This window comes from Balneola vulgaris DSM 17893, assembly GCF_000375465.1.
Classification (GTDB): Bacteria; Bacteroidota; Rhodothermia; order Balneolales; family Balneolaceae; genus Balneola; species Balneola vulgaris.
Genome location: NZ_AQXH01000001.1, coordinates 1,330,671 through 1,353,737, shown reverse-complemented (window position 1 = coordinate 1,353,737; position 23,067 = coordinate 1,330,671). Strand labels below are relative to the sequence as shown.

The 23,067-nt window shown below is 41.2% G+C and carries 18 protein-coding genes; 9 read left to right on the top strand and 9 right to left on the bottom strand.

Translation table 11 applies throughout. The features are described 5' to 3' along the window. Nucleotides 1-2: 2 nt before the first annotated feature. From B155_RS0105775 to nth, 3 genes are read right to left on the bottom strand one after another with little or no spacing between them, the layout of a single operon-like run. Complete coding sequence (locus B155_RS0105775) at nt 3-1,337, bottom strand: YfcC family protein (RefSeq protein WP_018127302.1); 1,335 nt, start codon at nt 1,335-1,337, stop codon at nt 3-5. A 48-nt stretch (nt 1,338-1,385) separates the two neighbouring features. After that, the gene (amrB, locus tag B155_RS0105770) at nt 1,386-2,627 is read right to left on the bottom strand and encodes an AmmeMemoRadiSam system protein B (RefSeq protein WP_018127301.1); all 1,242 of its coding nucleotides are present in this window, start codon (nt 2,625-2,627) and stop codon (nt 1,386-1,388) included. Nucleotides 2,628-2,636: 9 nt separating this feature from the next. Further along, nucleotides 2,637-3,350, bottom strand: coding sequence for an endonuclease III (gene nth / locus B155_RS0105765; protein ID WP_018127300.1), 714 nt, complete (start codon nt 3,348-3,350; stop codon nt 2,637-2,639). 80 nt (nt 3,351-3,430) lie between these two features. On the opposite strand from nth, the gene B155_RS0105760 reads away from it, so the two are divergent. Then, on the top strand, nt 3,431-4,705 hold the full coding sequence (locus B155_RS0105760) for an MFS transporter (protein ID WP_018127299.1): 1,275 nt from the start codon (nt 3,431-3,433) through the stop codon (nt 4,703-4,705). Here the strand turns inward: B155_RS0105760 and B155_RS0105755 are convergent. The 5 genes from B155_RS0105755 to B155_RS0105735 all read right to left on the bottom strand — a co-directional run bounded on the left by B155_RS0105755 (nt 4,702) and on the right by B155_RS0105735 (nt 10,824). Further along, nucleotides 4,702-7,245: a M1 family metallopeptidase gene (locus tag B155_RS0105755; protein WP_018127298.1), complete on the bottom strand. Its 2,544-nt coding sequence runs from the start codon at nt 7,243-7,245 to the stop codon at nt 4,702-4,704. The two genes, B155_RS0105760 and B155_RS0105755, sit on opposite strands and share 4 nt — an antisense overlap. 165 nt (nt 7,246-7,410) lie before the next feature. Further along, nucleotides 7,411-7,902, bottom strand: a complete 492-nt coding sequence (locus B155_RS14060; protein ID WP_018127297.1) for an FKBP-type peptidyl-prolyl cis-trans isomerase — start codon at nt 7,900-7,902, stop codon at nt 7,411-7,413. A gap of 80 nt (nt 7,903-7,982) precedes the next feature. Next, nucleotides 7,983-9,404 carry an NAD(P)(+) transhydrogenase (Re/Si-specific) subunit beta gene (locus tag B155_RS0105745; RefSeq protein WP_018127296.1) on the bottom strand — a complete coding sequence of 474 codons (1,422 nt, stop codon included), beginning with the start codon at nt 9,402-9,404 and terminating at the stop codon, nt 7,983-7,985. After that, nucleotides 9,404-9,694, bottom strand: coding sequence for an NAD(P) transhydrogenase subunit alpha part 2 (locus B155_RS0105740; RefSeq protein ID WP_018127295.1), 291 nt, complete (start codon nt 9,692-9,694; stop codon nt 9,404-9,406). Before B155_RS0105740 ends, B155_RS0105745 begins: the two co-directional genes overlap by 1 nt. A 2-nt stretch (nt 9,695-9,696) precedes the next feature. Beyond that, on the bottom strand, nt 9,697-10,824 hold the full coding sequence (locus B155_RS0105735; protein ID WP_018127294.1) for a Re/Si-specific NAD(P)(+) transhydrogenase subunit alpha: 1,128 nt from the start codon (nt 10,822-10,824) through the stop codon (nt 9,697-9,699). Nucleotides 10,825-10,998: 174 nt separating this feature from the next. On the opposite strand from B155_RS0105735, the gene trxB reads away from it, so the two are divergent. Both trxB and B155_RS0105725 read left to right on the top strand, forming a co-directional pair. Next, entirely contained in the window at nt 10,999-11,982 is a 984-nt protein-coding gene (trxB, locus tag B155_RS0105730; RefSeq protein WP_018127293.1) for a thioredoxin-disulfide reductase, read from the top strand. Between the two features lie 740 nt (nt 11,983-12,722). Continuing rightward, entirely contained in the window at nt 12,723-13,304 is a 582-nt protein-coding gene (locus B155_RS0105725; RefSeq protein WP_018127292.1) for a transposase, read from the top strand. Nucleotides 13,305-13,762: 458 nt separating this feature from the next. Here B155_RS0105725 and B155_RS0105720 read toward each other — a convergent pair whose 3' ends face one another. Further along, nucleotides 13,763-14,197, bottom strand: a complete 435-nt coding sequence (locus tag B155_RS0105720) for a DUF4342 domain-containing protein (RefSeq protein ID WP_018127291.1) — start codon at nt 14,195-14,197, stop codon at nt 13,763-13,765. A 90-nt stretch (nt 14,198-14,287) separates the two neighbouring features. Between B155_RS0105720 and B155_RS0105710 the strand changes: the two genes are divergently transcribed. The 6 genes from B155_RS0105710 to B155_RS0105685 all read left to right on the top strand — a co-directional run bounded on the left by B155_RS0105710 (nt 14,288) and on the right by B155_RS0105685 (nt 23,066). Next, nucleotides 14,288-15,829: a YifB family Mg chelatase-like AAA ATPase gene (locus B155_RS0105710; RefSeq protein WP_018127290.1), complete on the top strand. Its 1,542-nt coding sequence runs from the start codon at nt 14,288-14,290 to the stop codon at nt 15,827-15,829. 298 nt (nt 15,830-16,127) lie between these two features. Beyond that, the gene (priA, locus tag B155_RS0105705) at nt 16,128-18,557 is read left to right on the top strand and encodes a replication restart helicase PriA (RefSeq protein ID WP_018127289.1); all 2,430 of its coding nucleotides are present in this window, start codon (nt 16,128-16,130) and stop codon (nt 18,555-18,557) included. 62 nt (nt 18,558-18,619) lie between these two features. Further along, nucleotides 18,620-20,548 (top strand): glutamate-cysteine ligase family protein, encoded by a 1,929-nt coding sequence (locus tag B155_RS0105700; RefSeq protein ID WP_018127288.1) that lies wholly within the window; start codon nt 18,620-18,622, stop codon nt 20,546-20,548. A 23-nt stretch (nt 20,549-20,571) separates the two neighbouring features. Further along, nucleotides 20,572-21,501: a M14 family metallopeptidase gene (locus B155_RS0105695; protein ID WP_018127287.1), complete on the top strand. Its 930-nt coding sequence runs from the start codon at nt 20,572-20,574 to the stop codon at nt 21,499-21,501. A 3-nt stretch (nt 21,502-21,504) separates the two neighbouring features. Beyond that, nucleotides 21,505-22,230, top strand: coding sequence for an SMC-Scp complex subunit ScpB (gene scpB / locus B155_RS0105690; protein ID WP_018127286.1), 726 nt, complete (start codon nt 21,505-21,507; stop codon nt 22,228-22,230). A gap of 2 nt (nt 22,231-22,232) precedes the next feature. After that, nucleotides 22,233-23,066, top strand: coding sequence for a pseudouridine synthase (locus B155_RS0105685; protein ID WP_018127285.1), 834 nt, complete (start codon nt 22,233-22,235; stop codon nt 23,064-23,066). Nucleotide 23,067 lies beyond the last annotated feature (1 nt).

Here is a 23,067-nt window from a genome sequence, read left to right as displayed (position 1 = left end):
GGTTATAGTCCAATCATAATTGCAACCATGATGGCAACTAGTCCAATGCCAATCACACAAAGCAATGGGAGCCAAGCGAATTTGAACCATTCTTTGTAACTCACCCCTGCTGCCGTGAGTACGGCAAGTAGCGCACCGTTAGTGGGGGTAATCATATCCATGGTTGATGCACCGTACTGGTAGCAAAGAATCATTACTTGTCGCGACATCCCGATTAAATCGGCTAATGGAGAGAGTAATGGCATAGTTAGTACAGCTTGCCCAGAATTACTTGGAACGGGGATATGGAGAATTGCTTGAGATACGGTCATCCCAACTGCAGAAACCGTTACAGGAAGATCTTGAAGGGGGTTGAAGAGGGCATACACCATAGTGTCTATAACTTTGCCTTCCTCAAGTATCAGATAGAGGCTACGGGCAAGTCCTACGATTACGGCAGCGAAGGCCATTTCCTGAAAACCACCGGCATACGCTTTAGAAGTACCATTGATTCCTAATCGACCAATAAGTCCACAGGTAATACCCATCACAAAAAAGAGTGCCGACATCTGATTGTAATCCCACTCCCAAATCAGAATGCCATATACCATAGTTGCAAAAGTGGCTACCACAAGGAGTAATATTATAGCTGAACGAGCGGATAGTTTTGACTTAGAATCATGTTCATACACAATGGCTTCATCTACCGTTTTTCCTTTTTTGATTACCCAAGTAATCCAAAATGCAACGGCAATGGCCATAACTACAATTCTGAATAGCGAACCTGAGAATGGAGTTACTTCAGCAATAGATTGAGCTATTAGAACTCCAAATGGGTTTACAGGACTAAAAGCAGCACCAAGGGCTGCGTTTCCTGCACTTATACCAATGGCTGCAATCCGAGAATATCCCAATCTATCGGTCATCAGGATGAGGAATGGAACCATGGCTATTATTTCCTCTTGGAGGTTATTCAATGCACCCGCAATGGCAAAGGTAACACCTGTTAAAGCCATTACTACATAACGAGAGTGCTGGAATCGATTCGCTAAGGCCGTAAGTCCTTGATTGAAGGCTCCTGTTTTATCAACAACTACAAAAGCTCCACCAATAATGAGGATCAATACTACAATATCCGCTCCGTATATGATGCCTTCAGGTATTTTGATGAAGGTTTCGAATACCCCAATTGGTTCGGAGTCAACTTCTTGGTAACTATTAGCTACAACAATCTCACGTCCGGTTTCTTCATCAATTACGCGTTGGTATTCACCTGATGGGATCAAGTGTGTAAGAGTAGCAGCCATTGCTATAAAAAAAAGTAGAATGGCGAGAGGGTGTGGGAAACTAAATTTCATATTCGAATATCCATATTGGCGGGCAAAATACGAAATCTGATTATTTCATTATGTAAATAGAATGCTTGCATAGCTTACCGCGCTATCCGCTCTTTCTTCATCCCAGATACTCCGATCTAATAGTGTACCCTTCACTTCAGTAAAAGCATTCAAATAAGTAAGCAGAGGAGGGAATCCACATACACGATAAGGGTCGTAGCCTTCTTTCATGAGCTCTACAACTTGCTTTGGGCTATTGGAAGTAGCATGGTCCAGAAACGTGGAATCAAAGTTTTCTACTTCCGAGAAGAGTTCTTTGGCTGCTTTTTGATCGCCGAATTTTTTGCCCACATGGCATTGATCGCCGCTTATCAAATAAAAGGTTTCATCATCGTTGAACTGCTGATTTAGCAGATAGATGAATGCTTTGATCTGGTCTTGCAAAAAACTCTGGTCGTGATAAAGTAATTCATCAAAGCCACCTACTAGTATGGGGATAATCTCGAAGTCATGATCCCATAGATGGTTCAGAAACAATAGATGTAGTTCTATACTATGCTCCACTCGGAATGCTCGGTCTACAAATGAAGTGCCGAAAATATCATCATGTTGAGTTTGTTCTTTAATGAGTGAAATGGCTTCACGGTGAGTTTTTACCGTGCCATTAGGCATCTCATAATCTTTAGAGCTGAGTATGAATGGTTTATTATCGTAAACATCGCCATATAAGCCGGCATAATGGGATGTAGCTAATACAACCACTCGTTTTGGTTTGAGGTTCTTGATAGCTGAAAATGCTTTTACATAGGTGCTCATTCCAACTCTTGGATCTATATGCGGAGCATATAAGGCATGTGCTTTGGAAACGGGTTCAGCATGAGGATGCGTGTCAAAAGCATCGTTCAAATATGCGTTTAATTGAGTTGGATCTGCTGGGTAGGTGCTTCCAGCCGTTATACTAGAATGAATGTTGTTCTGTTCATACTTCACTTCAATTTCTTCAGCTCTTTCACCAAAGTATGCTGAATCTAGTAAGCCGTTACCGTCTAAAAATTGGACGTATTCCAGAATCTGTTCTTTGGTAACTTCGTCATCGCTGAAGTTGATAATATCTTGTACCGAACGGCTACCATCTATGAGCGAAAGTATAGGCTCGGCGGCAGCAGGAACCGCAAAATTAGGAGTGGCATACCCCAACTGGTCGTAAAAATATATGAGTGGTTGCCCTTCTTGCTCCACAGAGATACGTTGGATGTCGAAACGAATAGGGGGTATTGCATCAGTGAAGGAATTGAAAAGTAAATCCGACATAAAGGGTATTTATTTGGTGTTCTTAGCTCTCATTTTTTGGCACTCACAATTCTTGCCATATTTAATGCATAACTCATGATCGGGAGCTTTCGAGATTCTTGCTTTACAAGGCCCTCGGCCATGATGAATCATCAAGTGAGAGAGGTCGGTCCAATTTTCACGGGGGAATAGGGCCATTAAATCACGCTCTATTTTGTCGGTATTCTTTTTCTCTTTTGTTAAGCCAAATCGATTACTGAATCGTTTAACATGCGTATCTACAACAACCCCTACATTGATATTGAATGCGTTGCCTAATACTACATTGGCTGTTTTTCGTGCAGCTCCTCGAAGCGAGAGCAAGTCTTCCATATTCTGAGGCACTTCGCCGTTAAACTCTTCAACAAGTCGTGTAGAAGTTTCTTTTAACGACTTGGCTTTGTTTCGGTAAAAGCCGGTGGTCTTCACAAGTTCTTCCAATTCTTCTAGCGGAGCTTCAGCCATTAACTCCGGAGTGGGATAGGTTTCAAACAGTTGTGGGGTCACCTTATTTACCCGCACATCGGTACACTGAGCACTCAGTATTGTAGCTATCAAAAGTTCGAAGGGATTTCGATGATTTAGCTCACAATGAGGATTTGGGTAATAGGTATAAAGTTCATCCAGAATTGCTTTAGCACGTTCTTTTTGGGCTTTTGATTTCCGTGGCAGTTTAGGAAGTTTGTTTTTTTTATCGTCCGACATAAGAATTTTTATTTCTTGGAACTTAAAGATTGTGCTACTTAGAAGGAACTTCTGTTCCGAATAGTTTCTAACTTTAGGCTATGCAGAAATCTGATGTTTTTCAAAAAGAGACCACGTCTAAAATCTACCCTTGGATAGTATTGGGGATTTTAGCCCTAATCTATATTTCTAGTTTTGTAGACCGCCAAGTTATAGCGGTATTAGCCACTCAAATTCGTGCGGAGTTAGGACTTAGTAATACGGAAATTGGTGTTTTATATGGCCCTGCTTTTTCATTGATCTACGCTATCTGTGGGATATTTATGGGAAGGGTTGCCGATCAGTTTTCAAGAAAGCGAATTATTCTCATCGGTCTGATAGTATGGAGTTTGATGACCGCCGCTAGCGGATGGGCCAGCTCCTTGGCGTTCCTAGTTACGGCTCGATTATTTGTAGGGCTAAGCCAATCAGCTTTAAGTCCGGCTGTGTATTCTATGTTAGCGGATTATTTTAAACCATCACAGCGAGCAACGGTGTTTTCCGTTTATGCCTCAGGTATCTTTATTGGAGTTGGGCTTTCATTCTTGATTGGAGGTTCTGTGGCTCAAGCCTATGATTGGCGAGTAGCTTTACAAACGGTGGGCTGGCCAGGTATAGCAATAGCGGTAATCGGTTTCTTTGTGATAAAAGAACCAGCTAGAAAACAACTTAGAGCTACTCCACAAAAAGAGAAGTTTGTTCGGGTATTTTCATCAATTTTAAAGAAGCGTACAGTACGTTACCACTTGATGGGTTTCTCTTTATTGGCATTAAGTGGGTATACAATTCTCGCATTCATTAGTACCATATTAACCGATGTATTTGATGCTTCCGACCGAATTAGTTCTTATGGCTGGTTCATGTTTTTGACGGGGATATCGGTGAATTTATCTGGGTTTTTTGCCGACAAACTAGCTTCAAAGTGGGGAAGTGAAAAACGTTTTGTAATGGGGATTGTAGCGGCATTAGCAGGATTGCCCTTCTACTATTTTGGATTGTTTGCTGAATCGGCATTGATTGCATTTTTATTAATCGGAACCGCAAACGTATTGTCATCAAGTTATAATGGAGTGGCCGCGGCACTTATTCAGGATTTTGTGGGTTCCGATAAAAGAGGAGCCGCAGGAGCTTTATATCTCTTTGTGGTGAGTATTGTTGGTTTTGGTATAGGGCCACCCGTAACAGGTTGGTTAATAGACCGTGTATTCACAGGTCCAACGGGAGCTTCACAAGCAATCTTCTTGGTATTCTGTGTTTGTGGTGTGCTTTCCACAATCTGCTTTATGCAGGCTATGAAAAGCTATCACCAGGATGTGCATCTAGAAGAAGCGAATTAGTCCGTGTTTTTTTTGATGCGATTGGCCCGTAACATGGTATCCGAGGCTTGTAAGATTTTCATGCGTAACTGCTTGTTGTAATTTGGGCGGTTTTCGAGGAAATCACGAACTGTTTTAACAGCCCTGTCTGAACTGTGATTGCTGAGTGTTTGATCAAGCCAACGTTTAGGGAAAAAGATATCTCCAGTAACCTGAATCTCTTGCAATAACTCTAAGCTCGGTAATATATATTTATCAGATTGATGTGTACGAAGTGGGTGATGTAAGTTTCCTAAGGCTCCTAACACCCACGACTCAATCGCTCTGTTTTCTTCTTGCTTTAAGGATTCAAAGAACTGATCACGAACTGCTTCATCCCGTGATAGAGTGGGAGCGATAAACTCAAATCGCTTTTTACGATCTGGATTTTTAATTCGGTTAAGCTGTGCTTGAACTAAAGTATCTGCCATTGTGGGTACTTTTATTGCTAGATTCGAAGCTAAGCCTACATAGTCATTTTCTGAAAGGGTAAGTCCTGAAATCTCCAAGTCTTGTTTCCAGATGGCCATTAATTGCTCCACAGCAGAATCTTGCATCGCTATACTTTGGTATGTATTGAAAAGGATTTTCTTACGGCTTGAATCCTTTTCTTTTATCATCTCATCCCAAAGTAGTTTCTCCCAACGCGGACCATGTTGCACACGTTGTTCAGCTGTTAAGAAATTCCAGAAAATAGATCGAACATGCCCTAAGCCAAGGTTTAATAAAAGTTGATTGTCTTCATAAACGGCTAGTGTATAAAGTTGGCTTAAATATGATTCAGGACTGAGTTCAAAGCCTTCCAACATGTTTTCATACAAGTTGATATAAACCGTTCCTCGTTCTAGATCGGTTAAGTCATTCCATAGCATGAGTCCACCAAAATCTAACGGAAATAGCCCGTAACCATAACCATTCGAGTTTAGAAATTTGTAGCAAGATGCTTCAGAAATTTTCAGTGATTTGGACTCTTTGTCGCTAAGGATAGAATACGTTTGGTTTCCAGTTTCATGATTAACCTTGATATCAAACTGTTGCGACCAAATACGCTCATTTCCAGTCGGGTCTTCTTGATGTAGGATTAAGCCCGTATATCCATCACTTTCTACACTAAAATGAGGGCGCCCCGCAGTGTTCACCCAAACTTTGCTCCATTCTGATAAATTTCGATCGATGGTTTTATTTAAAATGTGAATCAAATCAGGCCATGTAGCATTCTTAAAGCTATACGTGCTTAGATAGTCTTGCATGCCTTTTTGAAAATTCTCTTCACCCACTAATAGCTCTAATTGGCGCATCATGATTGGAGCTTTGTTGTAGATGATTGCCCCATACATTTGGCCCGCTTCATTCAAATTTGGAAGCTCTTGGCGGATGGGATTAGCTCCTGAAGTACGATCTACTGAATAAGCGGAAGGATAATGGCGTACTAAAAAGTTTAATTCATGATTGATTTCAGGGAAACTTGGATGTACAATTTTAGCCGCCATAAAATTAGCGAACACTTCTTTAGTCCAAACATCATTGAACCAGTCCATAGTTACTAGGTCACCGAACCACATATGGGCCGTTTCGTGAGCTATTAAACTCGCTCTACTAAGTTGTCTAGACTCTGAGGGATCTTCGTCTAAAAATAAACTTGAAGCTCGGTATTGAATAGCTCCTACATGTTCCATCCCTCCATATTGGAAGCTTGGGATGAGAGCGAAATCAAACTTTTTGAATGGATAGTCTATGCCTGTGTAGTCTTCCAGCCATTCAAGTGCCGTGCCATGCAATTCGAATATGTCATCCAGGTTTCGAGCTACTTTCTCTTCATCGGTTTCGCGATGTAGCATTGTCATTTCTCGACCATTTACGGTTTGGCTCACTCGTTCAAATTCACCGGCAACAAAACTGAATAGGTAACTACTGATAAGGTCGGATTCCTCAAAAGCCCAAACGGTATTCCCATTCGTAGTTGTTTTTTCTGCTAAAGGGCCATTCGAAATGGCTTCCCAATGAGAAGGGGTAGTAAGTGTTAGGGTGTAGCGAGCTTTTAAGTTGGGTTGATCAAATAACGGGAATGCCGTGCGTGCACGATCGGGTACAAAGAGTGTGTAAAGGAATTCTTCGTTTCTATTTAATGAAGTCTCACCAGCTTCGAAGCTAAGATGAATTTCATTGTCACCATCCACTAAATACTTTTTAGAGATAATGATGTGCTCTTTCTTGAAGTCGATGGGAGTAGCCTGTCCATTGATAGTTATGGAATGGAGCTTTGATTCTGCTTCTCTAAAATCTAATAATAGATCGGATTCACTATCATTGAGAGAAAAATAGATAGTGTTCGTGGCTTCAATCGAAGCATCGATCTTCGCAGGGATTTTAAAAGATAGGTGATATCGAATATCAGATAGCCTTTCTTTGCGTTCGTTGGCTAATTCGAGTGAAACACCATTTTCAATCTTACTGTTTGTATCGCAACCACTTATCGTAGCTACTGCCACACCTAATAGAATTAGAACCCTAAATAACTTCATAGATAATCTTGCTATAGTTTATTGAAACTACAGCAATCAGGTGATTTATAAAACTAGAAAAGTAAGAGAAGGGAGAATAGGCGTTTGGGTGTCAAAGCAGGTGTTAGTTAGCCTTTGAGCCTCTTCATGGGTATTGATGAAGTTCAAAGGCTAAATCATCGAATATTATTGAACGCCAATGAGGTCGATTTCAAAGATAAGATTTGAGTTTGCTGGTATAGATCCTACTTGACGAGGACCATACGCATAACCTGATGGGATGTATAATGTAATTGAGCCCCCTGATTTAATCTTCGGGATTCCAATTTGCCAGCCCGCAATCAAGTTACTTAATGGGAATGCTACAGTTCGGTCACTTTCATCAAAGATATTGCCGTTACTCATCAACTTGCCCACATAGTTAACACCTACAGTGCTACATAAATCGGGAGCAGTGCCCGAGCCTTCAGTAGTAATTACATAACGGATGCCTGTAGGGTCTGTTTGTACATTTTGAATCTGATTTTCTTCAATATAAGCGTCAATAGCGGCGATATCGGATTCTAATTGTGCTTGATCAACGTTGGTGTTTACGTCAACATCGCAACCACTATTTCTTAAACAGCCTGTAAATAGTAAACTAGTAGCTGCTAAAGTTAGGAGGAATAGATTTTTCAAAGATCTTGTTTTAGGAGTTCAAATTTTATCTATAAAAGATAGCAAAGCTGAATTTATTGTGTGCACTAAGATTTAAAAATCTACACATCATTTAACGCTTCATTTAACCCCTGTAAACTTTTCTTGGCATCCCCAAAGTACATTTGGTTTTTCTCTTCATAGAATAGGGGATTATCGATCCCTGCATATCCGAAACTAAGGCTTCGCTTAAACACGATGGTTCGTTTGGCTTCATCAACGTTTAGAATGGGCATTCCATAAATAGGGCTACCCGGTGAAGTTTTGGCCATCGGGTTTACTACATCATTAGCACCTATAATGAGCACCACATCGGTGGAAGCGAACTCAGGGTTTATTTGATCCATATCATACAACTGATCGTAAGGCACATCCGCTTCAGCTAAGAGTACATTCATATGGCCGGGCATTCGCCCAGCAACGGGATGGATGCCATATTTTACCTGTACTCCTCGCTCTTCAAGTTTCGCGGCAACCTCTTTAATTACATGTTGAGCTTGTGCCACAGCTAAACCATAACCTGGAACTATCACTACTTTAGAAGCATAAGCTACTTGTATGGCTAAGTCGGTTGCAGAAGTTTCCCGAACTGTTTTATCTCCCGATTCACCATCACCAACACTGCCTGTAGCCCCCCCTCCAAATGATCCGAAAATCACATTCATCAATGAGCGATTCATAGCTTTACACATTATTTGTGTTAAGATGAGTCCTGCTGCACCTACTAAAGCTCCAGAAATAATGAGCAAGTGATTACCCAATACAAAACCAGCCATAGAGGCTGCTATACCCGAGTATGAATTTAGGAGTGATATAACCACTGGCATGTCGGCACCACCAATGGGTATCACAGAAGTAATACCAATCAACAGAGACAACCCTAAGATGCTCCAGAAGAGAACAGCATTAGTTGGGCTGAGACTAAATGTAATGATCAGTCCTAGCACAGCGATCATTGCCGCTATGTTTAAAACATTTAATCCTGGGAAAGTAATAGACTTTCCAGAAATGAAGCCTTTAAGTTTACCAAATGCGATAAAACTTCCTGTGAAGGTGAGCGCACCAATACAAATACTTAGCCCAGTGGTTATTAAGCTGGAACTGCCCAAAATAGTTGGATCAGTTACACGGCTTAATTCACCCCATGCTACTAAGGCTGAAGCACCCCCGCCAAATCCATTGAATACGGCAACGAGTTCGGGCATTGCCGTCATAGCTACTTTTTTTGCAAGTATAGCACCGATTAAACTTCCTACTACAACGCCTATGATGATGCCTTCAAACGATACAATTTGTTGATCTAATAGGGTTACAATAACGCCAATTAACATACCGATTGCAGCAAGTTGATTACCTCGGCGAGCGGTAGCCGGTGAACCTAATAACTTCAACCCTCGGATAAAAAAGGCTGTGGCTACTAAATAGCTTAGGTGGATAGCATCGGTTAAAAAAGGAAGAATGGATTCAGGAAGAAAAGTGCTCATTACTTGTCCTCCTTTTTCTTGAACATCTCTAACATACGATCGGTAACCATAAAACCACCTACCACATTAATAGTGGCAAAGATGATGGCGGTAATACCTAATATTTGGGTGAGTAACCCATCACTTGTAGATCCTGTAATGAGTAAAGCTCCTACAATAGTGATACCTGAAATAGCATTAGCTCCACTCATTAGTGGAGTATGCAAAGTGGGGGGCACTTTGGATATAAGTTCAAAGCCAATAAAGCAGGCCAACACAAAAATAAATAATGAAAAAATTAGTGCAGACATTACTAGTTCTCCTTAGGCTTAATGAGGGGTGAGATTAAAGCCCCTTGATGAGTGATGGTAGTGTGTAGAATTATTTCGTCTTCAAAATTGAGCTTCATCTCTGAATCCGATATCAGTAAATCTAAAAATGCCAAGATGTTCTTAGAGTATAGTAGGCTAGCATGATGAGCTAATTGGCTAGCTAAATTCAGAGGGCCTATGACTTTCACACCATCAACGATGTGTGTTTCGCCAGCTTTGGTGAAAGCGCAATTCCCGCCATTTTCGGCAGCAATATCTACGATTACAGATCCTGCTTTCATGTCATGAACCATTGCCTCTGTGATGAGTAAAGGTGCGGGTCGGCCAGGAATTAAGGCAGTCGTAATCACCACATCTGATTTTTTTACATGCTCGTGTATTACTTGCCGTTGCTTCTCTTTGTCGTCTTTTGTGAGCTCTTTAGCGTAGCCACCTTTGGTTTCAGTTTCACTATCATCAAGAGGTACTTCTACAAATTTTGCGCCTAAGCTTTCTACTTGTTCTTTCACCGCTGGGCGAATATCAAATGCTTCAACCACAGCGCCCAATCGTTTACTAGTTGCAATGGCTTGTAAGCCGGCTACACCGGCGCCTAATACTAGAACTTTTGATGGGCGAATCGTCCCCGCTGCCGTCATCATCATGGGTAAATATTTATCCAACTCATTGGCAGCAATTAAGGCTGCTTTATAGCCAGCAATGGAACTCATTGAGGATAATGCGTCCATGTTTTGTGCCCTTGAAATTCGCGGGATGGCATCCATTCCAAAGGAAGTAAGCTTTAATTCTTGTAGTAGTGTTACGGTTTCAGGATGTTGAAGCGCCCATAAAAAACATAATAGGCTGGCGCCTTCTTTCATGCTTTTGAGTTCATTGTACTCTGGTGTTTGAACTGTAACTAATAGGTCGGCCTCAGCAATAATTTCAACCCGTGGCTTAATCTTAACCCCCACCTCTTGATAGCTTGAATCTAAAAACCCTGATGCAGTTCCGGCACCCGATTCTATCCAAACTTGCATACCTTTTTTGATGAGTGAGTTACAGCTCTCTGGGCTAAGAGCAACTCGTGTTTCGAGATGGGCAGTTTCTTTAATACTGGCTATTATCAACGTTCCCTCCTTCAATGGTTTACACAAACTTAATCAATTAGGGATAACACTCAAGTAGTTTCTAAATTTATACTCGAAATACTTTTGTGAAGTCTATCAACCTAATAGAAACATTCAAGGAAATGGGTGTATGATTTTTTGTACTTTCATGCACCAATTAGAAATTAAAAGAAGATGGAAATGGAAGATATTGCTGGAAAGACATTTAAAGTGGTAATCATTGGTAGTGGACCCGCGGGCCTTACGGCGGCTCTTTATGCGGCACGTGCTGATTTAAGCCCAATCGTTTTTGAAGGGCCTGAGCCAGGTGGACAATTAATGACTACTACAGATGTCGAAAATTTTCCAGGCTATCCTGATGGCGTAATGGGGCCACAAATGATGGATGATTTCCGCAAGCAAGCCACTAAGTTCGGTGCCGATTGTCGTTACGGTTATGTAACAGATATAGACTTCGAAACACAACCATACAAATTAACGGTGGATGAGAAAACGGAAATTCAAGCTCATACCATCATTATTTCTACCGGAGCTTCAGCGATGTGGTTGGGACTAGAAAGTGAGACTCGCTTACGTGGTAAAGGGGTTTCAGCATGTGCTACCTGCGACGGTGCTTTCTTCAGAAACCAACATGTAGTGATTGTAGGTGGTGGAGATACTGCCATGGAAGAAGCAACCTTCCTAACTAAATTTGCTAGTAAAGTTACCGTGGTTCATCGCCGTGATGAGTTGCGTGCTTCTAAAGCAATGCAAGCGAGAGCATTCGAGAATGAAAAAATCGAATTCATGTGGGACAGCGAAATCGATGAGATCTTAGGAGAGCAAGTTGTAGAAGGTGTTCGTATTAAAAATAGAAAGACCGAAGAAACCACAACTTTAGAAGATGTAACGGGCGTATTTATCGCGATTGGCCATAAGCCAAATACAGACTTGTTTAAAGAGGTATTAACCATGGATGATGTGGGGTATATCCAAACGAAGGGACAAACAACGAAGACTGACTTACCGGGTATCTTTGCTTGTGGTGATGCTATGGATTCTTTCTACCGCCAAGCAGTTACAGCAGCGGGAACGGGCTGTAAAGCAGCTCTTGATGCCGAGCACTACTTAAGTAACGAGCTTAGTAAGGAAGCTATCGCCGAAGAGCACTGGAAGTAAGTTCAGTAGTTATGAGCTTCACTCAACCACCCGACGGGTAATCCGTCGGATGGTAAGTTCGGGGCAGGAAGGTGAATTTGGCTATTCCATCGGGCGGATAGCCCGTCCGATGGATAAGTGAGGGATCGATTTAGTTTAGTCCAATCTGCCAGTAGTTCAGTAGTTAGGGGCTTTTCTCAACCACCCGACGGGTAATCCGTCGGATGGTTAGTTCGAGGCAGGAAGATGAATTTAGCTATTCCATCGGGCGGATAGCCCGTCCGATGGATGAGTGGGGGCTAGATCTAGTTTGATCGATTTTGATTCAGTAGTTAGGGGCTTCAACCAACCACCCGACGGGTAATCCGTCGGATGGTAAGTTCGTGGTGGGAAGATGAATTTGGCTATTCCATCGGGCGGATAGCCCGTCCGATGGATGNGTGNGGGCTAGATCTAGTTTGATCGATTTTGATTCAGTAGTTAGGGGCTTTTCTCAACCACCCGACGGGTAATCCGTCGGATGGTAAACTTGGGGGCAGAAAGATGAATTTGGCTATTCCCTCGGGCGGATAGCCCGTCCGATGGATGAGTGTGGGCTAAATCCAGTTCAATCTGCCAGTAGTTCAGTAGTTAGGGGCTTCACTCAACCACCCGACGGGTAATCCGTCGGATGGTAAGCTTGGGGCAGGAAGATGAATTCGGCCGATGGATGGGGTGAGGGCTACCATTGATTTGTTATTATGAATTATGCATAATCTATAATGAAGTTTTATGCAGGCCATTCCTATCATATTTATAATCAAGGGAATAACCGAGAGAAAATTTTTTATGAAAGAGAAAACTATCTGTATTTCTTAAAGAAATTAAAGAGCAAGGTTACCCCTCATTCAGATATACTTGCTTGGTGTTTAATGCCCAATCATTATCATCTATTGGTTCAGGTTAAAACCGACTATTATGATTCTGAGAAAAGTAGTATTGGAAAACTGAATCAAGCAATAGGAAGCATACAAAGTTCATATACTCAAGCAATTAATAAGAAATACCAAAGGTCTGGTTCACTGTTTAGACAAAGAGCCAAAGATAAAGCAGTAGATGTAAATAGCAGATCACATGATGATTATTTGTTAAACTGCTTCTTATATATCCATCAAAATCCTTTAAGAGCAGGATTAGTAGAAAGGTTAGAAGATTGGGAGTTTTCGTCTTATAGAGATTTTATAGGCCGACGAAGTGGGGAACTTTGCAATAAACAGCTTGCACTTGAATTGCTGAATATCCCAAATAACCTTAAAGAGTTTGAACGCTTTTCATATCAAACTATACCAGAGCAATTTAACTAGACTATCAGATGGTTAGCTCGGGGGTAGGAAGATGAATTTAGCTATTCCATCGGGCGGATAGCCCGTCCGATGGATGGGTGTGGGCTAAGATCCAGTTTAGTCCAATCTGCCAGTAGTTCTGTAGTTATGAGCATCTCTCAACCACCCGACGAGTAATCCGTCGGATAGTTAGTTCGAGGCGGGAAGATGAATTTGGCTATTCCATCGGGCGGATGCCCCGTCCGATGGATGGGTGGGGGTTCGATCCAGTTTAGTCCTATCTGCCAGTAGTTCTGTAGTTAGAGGCTTCACTCAACCACCCGACGGGTAATCCGTCGGATGGTTAGTTCGGGGGCAGGAAGATGAATTTGGCCGATGGATCGGCTAAAGGATACCTTAAATCATAGACATAAAAAAAGGTTAGATGAGAACGTACGTTCAACATCTAACCTCAAGTCTGACATGATTAAGTCGAATTTCTATTTCTTCTTTTTCTTACCTACGGTTTTTTCGTCCTTTTTATCCTCTTCAGGTTCTTCCGCTTTGGTTTCATCAGAAGTTTCTTCTTCCTCGTCTTCATCTTCTGTAATCTCGATGATATCAGCATCTACCGAATATTCATCGTCTTCATCTATGATTTCCTTTTCAACTAGGATTTGATAGTCGTTAATAAACATGGCGAACATCCCGATGGCCGAAATTACAGGAGCCATTGCACCTACTAGCGCGGCTCCACCAACACCAAATGCCAACTGTGTTTGAAAAACTACTTCGCCTTCTTTGTTCTTTATGATAAGCTTTCTTGCACTTCCTTCTTTGATCATCTCTCTGATAGAGCTTATCACTTCATTCACACCGCCTTGCACCTCTTCGTAGATGCGTTTCGCTTTAGATTTTGCTTCGTCTTTGTTCATGATATGTGCGATTTATGAAAATTTTTGTAAGGATTTCTTCCCACTGGGGTCTGACTACGCAAAGCAAATAAAAAAGATTCGGAATAAAAAATGTTAGCAAGAGTATACTGTGCATCCACGGTTGGAGTTGATGCACGCATCATAGATGTTGAAACTCACCACACGAACGGGCTGGTTAAATTCTTTCTGGTGGGTTTGCCTGATAGAGCAGTGAGTGAATCGCGAGATAGAGTTGAAGCCGCTATTCGAAATACGGGTTCCTATTATCCTTTAGGGCGTATAACGGTGAATTTAGCACCGGCAGATTTACCCAAAGAAGGCAATGCTTTTGATTTACCAATTGCTGTTGGACTTTTGAGGATGTCGGGGCAATTACATACTACCAAACTCGAAGATACCGTGATGATGGGGGAATTATCACTCGACGGTCAAATTCGCCCCATTAAAGGAGTACTACCTGTTGCTGTTGAAGCCAAGAAAAAAGGATTTAAATATTTGATAGTTCCCAAAGAAAATGGGCCAGAAGCCGCAGTTGTTGAAGGCATTGAAATTTTTCCTTTTGAGCATTTAAACCAAGTAAAAGATTGGTTAGAGAATAGAGGTTCGATGGACCCTTTAGAAGTAAATGTAGATTCTTATTTCAGTAGAAATGGACATAGTAAGCTTTTAGATTTTAGTGATGTTCGGGGCCAAGAGAATGTAAAAAGAGGCTTAGAGATTGCCGCTGCTGGAGGGCATAACGTTGTGATGGTTGGTCCACCTGGATCAGGGAAAACGATGATGGCTCGGCGTATTCCTACAATTTTGCCCTCATTAACCCTAGAGGAAGCCTTAGAAACAACGAAAATTCATTCGGTTTCAGGAATTTTAGAAGGTGGTAATGCTTTGGTGACTGCACGTCCATTTAGAGCACCTCACCACACCGTTTCAGATGTTGCGTTGGTAGGAGGAGGAAGTATCCCAATGCCCGGTGAAATATCAATGGCACATAACGGAGTTTTGTTCTTAGATGAGCTCCCAGAGTTCAAAAGAAGTGCTTTGGAGGTAATGAGGCAGCCATTGGAAGATGGGTTTGTCGCCATTTCTCGGGCGCGAATGAGTGTTACTTATCCTAGTAGGGTAATGTTAGTAGCATCGATGAATCCATCCCCTTCGGGAGATTGGTATGACCCCCAAGATATGAATGGAGCTACTTCATTGGCTATGCAACGTTATTTGAGCAAGATTAGTGGACCTCTTTTAGATCGTATTGATTTGCACATTGAAGTGAATAAAGTGAGCTATGAGGAACTTTCAGGTAAAGCAAAAGGAGAGAGTTCAACACAAATAAGAGAACGGGTAGTTGAAGCGCGACAAATTCAGTCAAATAGGTTTTTAGGTATTAAGGGGGTGTATTGTAATGCTCAAATGAATACACGAATGGTGCGTAAAGTATGCGAGTTAGATTCACCAAGTTCAGAAATTCTTAAAAAAGCGATTACCTCATTGGGATTATCAGCAAGAGCGTATGATCGAATTCTCAAAGTAGGGCGTACCATTGCTGATTTGGATAAAAAGGAGCGAATAGAGGCTAGTCATATTGCAGAAGCTATACAATATAGAAGTCTTGATAGAGAAGGGTGGCTTGGTTAACAGTTATGATGGATGATTGACCTACTTCGCATGTTCATGTGGTGTAAATATGGAAACAAAAAGACTTATTTATCTATTAAGGGATAGTATATAGTGATGTGTATATATATAAAGAACAATCAAAACAAGGAGGCATCATGCATGAAAAAAGATCTACATATATGCCAAGCGGTTTGGTGTTTACCTTGCCAATCATAATCATGATAATTTATTTGCTGCTTACATTATGAAGTTGATTTCAGTGAGATAATTGGATAAGCTTTCAGCCCTTTTAAAACTCATTTTTAAGCGCTGATCATTGTCTCAATTTGCTGAAATAGCTTTTCCTACCGCCGTTCGGAAAACATTTACTTATCGTGTGCCCAAAGAACAGGTTAGCAAAATTATGCTTGGTGTACGGGTATGGGTGCCTCTTCGGCAACAATATGCAATTGGTGTAGTAGTAAGGTTGCATGATGATACTCCGAGTTTTAAAACTAAAAACATTCGAGAGGTCTTAGATGACGAGCCCATTCTCTCTGCAGATTTACTCTCACTCACAGAATGGATACACCATTTCTACTTTTGTAGTTGGGGAGAGGTAATTCAAGCAGCATTACCAGCTGGCCTCAATTTTGTTTCTAGGAAGAAACTTCGTCTTTCACCTCAGCATGCCCCTACTTTGCTGGAAGATGAGCAACAAGTAATGAACGCCGTTTCGGGGGATAAAGCATTACATTTTGAAGAGGCTGAAAAGAGATGGAAAGGAACAGCGCTAAATAAGGTATTTAAGAGCTTACTTAAGCGGGGTGAAATTGAAGTGTGGGAAGAACCTGACTTGGCAGTTACGGTTAAAACAGAAAGAGCCTGGCAATGGAATGAGAATGCAAGTAAAGAAGTAGCCAAAGCTCAACTTAGCGATGCAAAGAGAGTATTAAAATGGCACGAAGCATTACAGGTTTTTTTATCGAATGAAGGTGCTATACCAAATTCAAAACTAGATGCTTATGGTATCTCCACTTACGCCATAAATAAATTGAAGGATGAAGGCTGGATTGAGGCCACGGAAGTTGAAGTGCCTTCTTCACTCGATCGTTTAACTTATGCTCCTGATGAGTTAAAAGAACTAAATTCAGCTCAAGAAGATGCTTTTAAGTCGATAGAGGATTCTATTCAAAAAGGGCAATTTCAAAACTTCTTATTAAAGGGAATTACGGGCAGTGGCAAAACGGAAGTGTATATCCATGCGCTAAAGAAAGCATTAGAGATGGGAAAAGGCGGAATCGTACTTGTACCTGAAATTGCTTTAACACCTCAAACGGTATCTCGATTTTATAGAATTTTTGGTGAGAAAATAGCCGTACGCCATAGTAGAATGACTCCACGAGAAAGGCTTGAGTCTTGGAAAAAATTACAAAGTGGTGCAAAGAAAATTGCAATCGGACCTCGGTCAGCGATTTTTTCTCCAGTTCAAAATTTAGGCATCATCATTTTGGATGAAGAGCATGATGCTTCATATAAACAAATAGACCCCTCACCAAGATATCACGCACGTGAAGTGGCTATTATGAGGGCTAGTAGGTCCAAGGCAATTGTTTTACTCGGTTCTGCAACACCAAGTATGCAAGCATTGAATATGGTGGCCAAAGATAAGGCTACCTTGCTTGAACTCACGAGTAGACATGAGGGGGCGGTTCTGCCTGATGTAGAGATTTTAGATTTGAAGCAGTACAAACATGCCATGAGAGGCGAATTTGCGGTGCCATTGTTTCAGGCAATAGAACAAGCGATCGAGAAAAAAGAGCAAGTTATTATCTTATATAATCGCCGAGGATTTGCGAATTATTTACAATGTGAAACTTGTGGGCATATTCCCCAAAGTCCAGAGTGCTCGGTAAGCTTAACCTATCATAAAAACCGAAACCAATTGATTTGTCACTATTCCGGTTATTCCCGAAAAGCTGACGTGAAATGTGAACATTGTGGTTCCAATCAATTAACCGTACAAGGTGCGGGAACTCAAAAAATAGAGGAAGAGCTAGAAGGCCTTTACCCTCAAGCCAATATACTAAGGTTTGATCGCGACACCACTTCTAGGAAAGGCGCACATGAGCGAATATTGAATAGGTTTGCAAATGGTGAAGCAGATATTTTAGTAGGAACCCAATTGGTAGCCAAAGGTTTAGACTTTCCAAATGTTACGGTTGTAGGAGTGATTGATGCTGATACGGAATTAGCATTCCCATCCTTTCAATCGGGTGAACGAATGTTTCAACTGTTAAGTCAGGTTGCAGGTCGATCAGGGAGAGGCGAGAAAAATGGGAAAGTATATATTCAAACTCGTAGGCCTGAAAATGAAGCCTTAAAGTTTGCACAAACGCATGACTTCAACGGATTCGCTCAATCAGAATTATCATATCGTGAAGCTCTGAATTATCCTCCGTATTCGAGACTCATCAAATTTGTGCTTAAGGGAAAAGATGAAGGTAGAGTACAGCAAGCTGCGAATATTTTAACTCAAGTAATATCCAAGCTCACCCCAGATTTGGAAACTTTAGGCCCCTCTCCAGCCCCCATTGCCTGGATGAATAAACAGTATATTTGGGAAGTAATGGTGAAACTATCCCCTGAAAAAGGAGAGAAATATATAGCTGCGTTTCTAGAGAAAGTGATGGAAGTTTATGATCAACATAGTGCAAGTAGCAGTAGCGCAGTTCGTATAAACGTTAATGTTGACGCAATACGTTAAAAATTTGCAATCCGTATAATAAAATCTGTATTTAAGGGCGAAGAGATTACAAACTACATTATATGGGTGAAGAAAGAGTTACGCTTGCCAAGAGCAACGACGAAGTTCAAGCTTTTATGAAGCACGTTCTAAAGGATGTTCGTGCACTTCGAAAAATGTTAGAAGATGATTGGTTCGAAACGGACATCATTCGTATTGGTGCCGAACAGGAGCTATGCCTGATAGATCGGAGTGGTAAAGCCATGACGAATGCCATGGAAGTTATGGAGGCTTTAGGAGAAGGGAATTATACCAATGAACTAGCGAAATTTAATCTTGAAGTCAATTTAGAACCGCTTGAATTCACTGGGAATTGTTTATCTCAGCTTGAAGAAAATCTGCAAAGAGAAGTAGAATATGTACGAAAGACCGTACAGAAATTAGGAGGAGATATCCTGCTTACAGGAATCTTGCCATCCATTCGAAAAAGTGATGTAGCCATAGAAAATTTGACTCCCCTTCCACGCTACAAAGCACTCTGTGATGCCATTGATAACATGAGAGGGAAGGAGTTTGAGCTACGCATCCAAGGAATGGATGAGTTGTTAATGAAATTTGATACTCCATTACTGGAAGGGTGCAATACGGGCTATCAAACCCATTTACAGATAAAACCAGAAGAATTTGTTACTAAGTATAATGTAGCTCAAGCTATTACGGCTCCAGTATTAGCCAGTGCTGTAAACTCGCCACTTTTGTTAGGTAAGCGATTATGGGCTGAAACTAGAATCGCGCTCTTTCATCAATCAGTTGATACGCGATCAGTAGGAGATCATCTTAGAGAAAGTACTCCTAGGGTTACATTTGGAACCGACTGGTTGCGTGGGAGCATTTTAGATATTTATAAAGAAGATATATCGCGCTACCGAGTGCTGCTAAGTTCAAACGTTCGAGAAGAAGTTGAAGAATTGATGAAGCAAGGGGTGCCACCTGAGCTCATGGCTCTTAAAGTGCACAATGGTACGGTTTATCGGTGGAATAGACCTTGTTATGGTGTAGGGAATGGGAAACCACATCTCAGAATTGAAAACCGTGTGTTACCTTCAGGCCCAACGGTAGTGGATGAGGTAGCCAATACTGCTTTTTGGCTTGGGTTAATGAACGGGTTTGAAGATGCTTACCCTGATATCACAGAAGTACTTGATTTCGATAATGCTCGAATGAATTTCTTTGCGGCTTCAAAGATGGGCTTAGACACGAAGTTTGTTTGGGTGAATGATCAAAAAATTACAGCTCGAGATCTCATCAAGGAAGAGCTGTTACCTATTGCCAAGGATGGACTAAAAAAAGCGGGAATCAACGAATCTGACATAGATACCTATTTAAGTGTTATTGATGATCGAGTTGAAAGTGCACAAACCGGAGCCTATTGGGTGGTTAAGTCGTTTGGTAAGTTGATCAAAGAGCATAACAAAGAACATACTTTAGCGACCATTACCGCTTCCATGGTAAAGAATCAGCAAAAAGGAGAGCCCGTTCATAAATGGGGTTTGGCTAAAGTTGAGGACCTAGATTATTGGTTGCCTTCGAAGTTGTTGGTGGAAGAGTTCATGACCACAGATCTATTTACAGCACGCAAAGATGATTTAATAGAGTTTGCTGCAAATTTGTTGGATTGGAGACGCATCCGGTATATCCCTATTGAAGATGATCAAAAGCATTTGGTAGGGCTAGTATCGATGAGGATGGTTTTACGAGAATACTCGAAAGCACTTCATGAAGATGGAGATTATGTGAGTCACGCCATAGAGGATATCATGATTGATAATCCCATTACCATTCATCCAGAAGCATCTATAATGGAAGCGATGGCCATAATGCAGGAGCAGAAGATTGGTTGCCTACCGGTGGTGAAGAATAGTCGATTAGTTGGTATTATTACAGAGGATAATTTCTTAAAAATTAGTCGGCGCCTGTTGAAGTCGATTGATAATGGGAATTCTAAAAAGTAATTATAGCAACATCTAGGATACGTTTGGCTACGCAAGTACAAAGAATTATTGGTAGAATTGATGGGCAATTGAAAGGCCCTGTAATTGTAGCTCTGGCTGGGATTCATGGGAATGAGCCTACAGGAGTGTCGGCTATAGAGCATGTTCTAGAAGTTTTAAAAGGAAAAGTTGAAAACTTCAGAGGTGCTTTTATTGGCCTTCGTGGAAATATACCGGCTCTAGAAAAGGGGGTTAGGTATATAGATGAAGACATGAACCGAATCTGGTTTACATCCATCTTAGATAAGGTAAGAAGAACACCCATTTCAGAATTAAAAACAGAAGAACGCCGACAGACTAAAGAAGTACTTGCAATACTAGACCCTTTAATTGAGGAGCAAAAACAAAAACAGTCGCCTTTAATTTTTGCGGATCTACATACATTTTCATCTGCAAACGGTCTGTTCGTGATAAGTTCCAATGCTCCACAAAGCGTGAATCTACTAGATAAGCTTCAGGTTCCACTCATCTTTGGAATCGAGAAAGCTCTTCATGGAACTGCCCTTAAATATGTACAGAATACCGGCAATATTGGCTTCGCATTTGAAGCCGGTACACATTTCTCAGAAAGTGCAGAATATAATGCTACTGCAGGCTTATATTCATTGATGATTGCTTCAGGGTGTTTGATGAAAGAAGATATTCCCGACTATGATCATTATGTTGGTTTCCTAACAGATCAGACGAACGTGTTGCCGGCTAAAGTTGAATTTATTTATAAGCACATCATTGAAGATGATGATGAGTTTAAGATGATTCCAGGATTTCAAAATTTTGATCCCGTAAAAAAAGGGGATCTATTAGCTATTGATAGGCATGGGGAAATCAAAGCCCAGCATGATGGTTATTTATTAATGCCCCTTTATCAACAACAGGGGAACGATGGATTTTTTATTGTAAAAGATATTGAGTGAGCTATGAGTGAACGATTAAATGATTATCAATTTGTTGATGGGACAAGGCTTTCGTCTGTTATAGAAGCATTGATTTTTGCGAGTGATGAGCCGATGTCGGCGGCTAAAATCCGTGATATCATTGTTGAAAATGAAGAACAGATTGAGATTTCAGAAGAAACGGTTTCTGATTTTGTAGATAAGCTAAACGATCGCTACGACGAAAATGGATTGAGTTTTAGGATTGAACGCGTAGCGAATGGTTTCACACATGTAACCCAGAAGAAATTTCATTATTGGCTCAGTGTTTTCCAGCACGAGAATGCGTATCGAAAGTTATCTCAATCAGCCATTGAGAGTTTAGCCATTGTAGCTTACAAGCAACCGATCACAAAACCAGAGGTAGATCAGATCCGTGGTGTTGATTCAGGATACATAATCAGGCAGCTGATGGAAAAAGCTCTAATTGAAGTATCTGGCCGTTCTGATAGTCCCGGAAAACCCTTACTTTACAAGACAACAAAACATTTTCTGAGACATTTCGGGATAAACAGTGTAGATGAACTTCCTAAGCCTCGTGAAATTGAGGAAATCCTGAAAGATGATGACATGGCCGAGCACAGACAATTGCTTCTAGAGCAGTCCATGATCATGAAAGAAGACGACGATGAGGACACATCGGGCGATACTGAAGCTGATATAACAGCAGAAAATGATATCAAAAAAGACGCTAGTAGCGAAGAAGAATAATTATGAAGAAAAGAAGAGGCCCAGCTAAAAATAAAAAGAAGACTCCCAAAAAAGGGCCAAAGTCTCCTAATGCTGTGGATCAAAACTACTCTCAAAAAGAAGAGATACGTTTAAATAAATTTATTGCTCATTCAGGCTTATGTAGCCGTAGAGAAGCAGATCGTTTTATTGCAGAAGGTAAAGTTAAAGTAAATGGAAAACGTGCTACCGAGTTAGGTATGTCGGTAAGGCGTATGGATAAGGTGGAAGTGGATGGCCAGCATATCGCTTTAGAGCCTTTTGTTTACTTGTTATTGAACAAGCCTAAAAACACTATTACCACCACCGATGATGACAAAGGAAGAAATACTGTTCTCAATGAAGTAGAAAATGCTACGGGTGCACGTGTGTATCCCGTGGGTAGATTAGACCGCAATACTACCGGTTTACTTATTTTAACGAATGATGGAGACCTTGCTCATCGCTTGATGCACCCTAGCTTCAAAGTGAAAAAAACCTACGAGGTGGAGTCTGAGCGCATGTTAAGTGATGAAGAGCTTTCGCAACTTGCCAAAGGAGTTGAGCTAGAAGACGGCGTTGCGAAGGGACATCAGATCAAAAGATTTGTAGATATGCCAAAGTCTTTTCAAATTGCAGTGTTTGAAGGGCGAAATCGATTGATTCGAAGAATGGTTGAGCATTTTGGAACGAGCGTTTCAAAGTTAAAACGAGTTGAATACGCAGGCTTGAACCTAAAAGGTGTAAAGATGGGCCGCTGGCGTTACCTCAAGCAAAGAGAAATTAATGATTTAAGAAGGCTAGTGAAGCTTGATACACTAGATTTCAATAAAAAATAAA